This is a genomic window from Ferrovibrio terrae (assembly GCF_943371255.1).
In the GTDB taxonomy this organism is placed as follows: Bacteria; Pseudomonadota; Alphaproteobacteria; order Ferrovibrionales; family Ferrovibrionaceae; genus Ferrovibrio; species Ferrovibrio terrae_B.
The window spans coordinates 1-4138 of sequence record NZ_CALRUC010000195.1 but is presented as its reverse complement, the minus strand read 5'-3'; the positions used below and the strand labels follow the sequence as shown (position 1 = coordinate 4138).

The 4138-nt window shown below is 60.2% G+C and carries 5 protein-coding genes; 1 reads left to right on the top strand and 4 read right to left on the bottom strand.

Annotated features, from left to right (window positions below; genetic code table 11):
• The 3 genes from AAG799_RS22610 to AAG799_RS22600 all read right to left on the bottom strand — a co-directional run.
• On the bottom strand, positions 1-387 hold a 387-nt coding region (locus AAG799_RS22610), incomplete at its 3' end, for an ATP-binding cassette domain-containing protein (protein ID WP_341899370.1).
• 20 nt (positions 388-407) lie between these two features.
• Positions 408-1613, bottom strand: coding sequence for an acetylornithine deacetylase (argE, locus tag AAG799_RS22605; protein ID WP_341899368.1), 1206 nt, complete (start codon positions 1611-1613; stop codon positions 408-410).
• Positions 1614-1627: 14 nt separating this feature from the next.
• A complete protein-coding gene (locus tag AAG799_RS22600; protein ID WP_341899367.1) occupies positions 1628-2611 on the bottom strand; it encodes an ABC transporter substrate-binding protein in 984 nt (327 codons plus the stop codon).
• Positions 2612-2799: 188 nt separating this feature from the next.
• Here AAG799_RS22600 and AAG799_RS22595 point away from each other — a divergent pair, with 188 nt between their 5' ends.
• Complete coding sequence (locus AAG799_RS22595) at positions 2800-3801, top strand: helix-turn-helix domain-containing protein (RefSeq protein ID WP_341899365.1); 1002 nt, start codon at positions 2800-2802, stop codon at positions 3799-3801.
• Here the strand turns inward: AAG799_RS22595 and AAG799_RS22590 are convergent.
• The coding region (locus AAG799_RS22590; RefSeq protein WP_341899363.1) for a hypothetical protein at positions 3749-4138 on the bottom strand (390 nt) is incomplete at its 5' end. The genes AAG799_RS22595 and AAG799_RS22590 overlap by 53 nt on opposite strands.

Genomic DNA, 4138 nt, shown 5'->3' with positions numbered 1-4138 from the left:
CACCCGCTCATCCATGACCGCCGGGCTGAGCAACCGCTGCATTTCCATGCCGTAGCGGACGTTGCCGCGCACCGTGCGCCAGGGCAGCAGGCTGGCATGCTGGAACACTACCGCCCGGTTCAGTCCTGGTCCGCGGATGGGTTCCGCATCAAAGCGGACAGTGCCGGTCTCGGCTGGCAACAGGCCGGCAATGATGTTCAGTAGGGTGGATTTTCCGCAACCGCTCTGCCCAACGAGGCAGACGAATTCGCCTTTCGGCACAGTAAGATTGATATCGGAAAGCGAGAGAAAGGATTTCTGCTCCTGTTCGATCAGATAACTGTAATCCAGATTCTCGATGATCAAGCTGCGCGGCGGAATGACTGCAGCGGCTGGTGAATTGGACACCGTTTCCATCATTGCCTGCCTCATGATGCAGCCTGCGGTTCGGTCAGGCCGAGCAACCGGTCCAGAAAGCGCTCGCAGAGAGCGATCTGCTCAAGCGCTACAAATTCGTTGGGCTTATGGGCATCGGCGATCGAGCCAGGTCCGCAAACGATGGCGGGAATACCGGCCCGCTGGAATAGGCCGGCCTCGGTGCCGAAGCTGACCACAGCACAGTCGTTATGCTGCGCGGCATGCTTGATTTCGCGTGACAGCGGCGATTCCTCCGGCTCATCGAGCGAGGGGACTTCCCCCAACTGTTCAAAGAAAATGTCGGTTTCCTGAGCCACCCGCCGCATTTCGATCAGCAGTTCTTTTTCAGCATAGGTCCGAATCTCGGCCAGAAGCGCATCCGGATCCGTCCAGGGCAGATGCCGGATATCGAAGCGGAATTCACACTCGCTCGGCACCATGTTGGTTGCCACGCCGCCGGCAACGAAGCCGGTCTGCACCGTGGAAACCGGCACATCATATCCGTCATGCCGACGTTCTTCTTTTTCCAGCCGCAACCCGATCTGGCGGATATGTTCGATCAGACGGGCAGCATAATGCACGGCATTGACGCCACGGGGTGCCAGCGAGGAATGAACCTGGCGGCCGACGATCCGGCAACGGAAGGCCTTGGAGCCTTTATGACCGTTGACCACCTGCATCAGGGTCGGCTCGCCGACCAGGCAGGCATCGGGGCGGATATTCTGCTCTTTCAGATAGGACAGAAGGCGCGGCACGCCTTTGCAGCCGACCTCCTCATCGTAGCTGAACGCCAGATGCACAGGTTTCGTCCGCGTCGCCGACACCAGCGCCGGAATCTTCGACAGGACGACACCGATAAAGCCCTTCATATCGGCGGTGCCGCGACCATAGATGCGCTCGTCACGGATTATCGCGGCAAAGGGATCGCTGTCCCAGTCCTGCGGATTGACCGGCACAACATCGGTATGGCCGGACAGGACAATACCGCCATCGCCGCTCTTCCCAATGGTGGCGAAGAGATTTGCTTTCTTTCGATCATCTGAATACACAAGGCGCGATACGACGCCATATTCGGCAAGATAGTCACGTACCCATTCGATCAGCGCCAAATTCGAATCGCGACTGACCGTCGGAAACCCGATCAATCGCCCGATCAGACTGAGGGCCCCCGCAGAGGGCATACCGCCCATTCCGCCTATCGCCGGCTTCTCGATCAACCCCTGTTGCATGGTCAGATCGCCGCCTCGAGCTTGGCTTTCTGTTCTTTGAGCACGCTGTCGCCATAGAGGTCCGCGAAGAAGCCGGCATGGATCAGCTTCTTGACGATGCTGTTATCGACGATGCTGCGCAGGTCGAACTTGGCGATTTCCGGCACATCATTCGCCATGCGGCGTGCGGCGAATGCGAGCGGCGGCAATGTCGCCAGCGGGATGCGTTCGTGATGGGCATTGCCGGCATAGATGTCGTAGACCTTTGCCAGTATGTCAGCCGGCTGCTCATCGTATTTGCGGTAGATGTCGATCGATTCGGCCTTGTTATCGTAGAAGAACTTGGTCGCCTGCGATTGCGCCATGATGGCCCGCTCGATGACATCGGGGTTCTTGTCGGCCCATTTGCGGCTGAACGCATTGCCGAGCGTCATGTAGATGTCGCTGTCATCCGCTAGATCGATGATCTGGACGAAGCCGTCCTCTTTCATTGCAAAGGTATGCTGCACGGCAAGAAAGGCAGCATCGAGCATGTTGTTGCGCAGCATCTTGGCGCGCACGGCCACATCGCCGCCGGTCGGCACCCATTGCACGTCGGCCGCGGTCAGCCCGGCCTTGGCCAGCACATCCAGCGAATAGAAGTAATTGGCATCGCCGAGCCGGCTGATGCCTATACGCTTGCCCTTCAGAGCGGCCGGTGTGCGCACATCCGGGCGGCCGATCATGATGAAGGGGGCATGCAGCAGCGGGATGCTCTTGATCACCAGATCCGGCGAGCGCACTGCGGTGGCCAGCAACTGCTCGACACTGTAGGGCGTCATCTGCGCCTCGCCGCTGACCACGGTGGCAATACCGGCCGGATGGGCGCCGAAGATCAGTTTGGCATCCAGGCCATGCCGCGCGAAAAAGCCTTTCTCCTGCGCGATCCAGAGCGGCCAGGTTACGGCAGCCCGGGCCGGATAGGTGATGGTGAATCCGGTATTGGCCGCCCAAGTCCGGCCTGGCAAAGCAGCCAGGGCTCCAGCCCCCGCCACACCAGCCATGAAAGTCCGTCGTGTCTGCGCCAGCCGGTCCATTCGACCCCCATAGCCAATATGCCTATTATTAAGGCAGTATATTGGCATGCTTAGGCTTGAGGCATTCGCCAATTTCATGACATATTCAGACAGATTTGGCGGTATTGGTCAGCGATACGATGCAGCAGCATACAGTTGTGGTCGTTGTTTATGAGGGGGCCCTGCTCCTGAATATTGCCGGGCCGGCCGAGGTTTTCTCGACGGCAAACCGCGAGTTGGCTAGCACGCCGGTCTCCAGCAAACGCCCATACCGGCTGCAATATGCCTCGCTGCATGCTGGCCAGGTCGGCCTGTCCTGCGGCCTGCATGTCGCCACCGAAAAGCTGACGGAGATTGCATCCGGCGCGGCGCAGACCGTTCTGGTTCCCGGCGGGCCCGGTTATCTCACAGCTGCCCGCAACGCCGCGCTGGTCTCCCATCTCACCCAGATCATGGCCGGCGCCGAGCGGGCCTGCGCGATCGGCAATGGCGCCTATCTGCTGGCAAGGACTGGCCAGCTCGACCGGCGCCATTGCGTCACGCATTGGCGCTATGTCGATGAGATGCGGCGCGATTTCCCGACCGTGCGCACCAAGGCTGATGCCGTCTATGTGCGGGACGGCAAGTTCTTCACCTCCGCTGGCGTATCGGCCGGGCTCGATCTTTGTATTGAACTGGTCGAGCAGGATCTCGGTCCACAGATCGCAGCACAGACCGCACGCAGCCTGGTCGTGTTCATGCGCCGCTCCGGCACTCAGCCACAGATCAGCGCCTCGTTGGCCGCACAGGATGGCTTAAGCTCTCGCATGCGTGAGGCCATCAGCTGGATCAGCGACAACTACCACCGCGACATCAAGATCGGTGACATGGCGAGCCAGGCCAATATGAGCGAGCGCAATTTTGCCCGGCAATTCCGCAAGGAACACGGTGTGTCGCCCGGCCAGTTCCTGGAGCGCATTCGGCTGGAGGCCGCCAAGACGCTGTTCAGCGAAACCCGGCTGACCATCGGCGCGGTCTCGCGCCGCGTTGGATTCAGCAGCAGCGAACATCTGGCGCGCCTGTTCAAACGGTGCCTGGGTGTCACACCGCTCAACTACCGGAAGTCCAGTCGCCGCGTGCCCCCGCAACATCCTTCGCATTGAATGGCTGTGTGCTGGACTGGGCCGCTTTTCGGCGCAAGCGGCGCCAGCCGATGACCACGCCGCTGATTGACATGACGAAGCCGACCGCGGACATGGCCCAGAGCAAGACATCCCAGGCCGGCCGGTTGGCGATCAGAATCCGAAGGTCGAAGCTGTGCAGAGCATTGAAGAGCCAGCGATACAGTCGCTGATTGGCATTCGTTCTCTGCAGGATATCTCCGGTTCCCGGCGCAATATGGAACCATGTCCGGTCCGGGTCGTCGAATTCAATCCGCAGCACCGGCAATGGCCGTTCGACATGGTGCGAGTACCAGTAGTGATCGGCCTGTTTGACAAG

Excerpts from the sequence above, each read along its gene's own strand:
- AAG799_RS22595 (WP_341899365.1), top strand. The coding sequence starts at position 2,800 with ATGCAGCAGCATACAGTTGTGGTCGTTGTTTATGAGGGGGCCCTGCTC.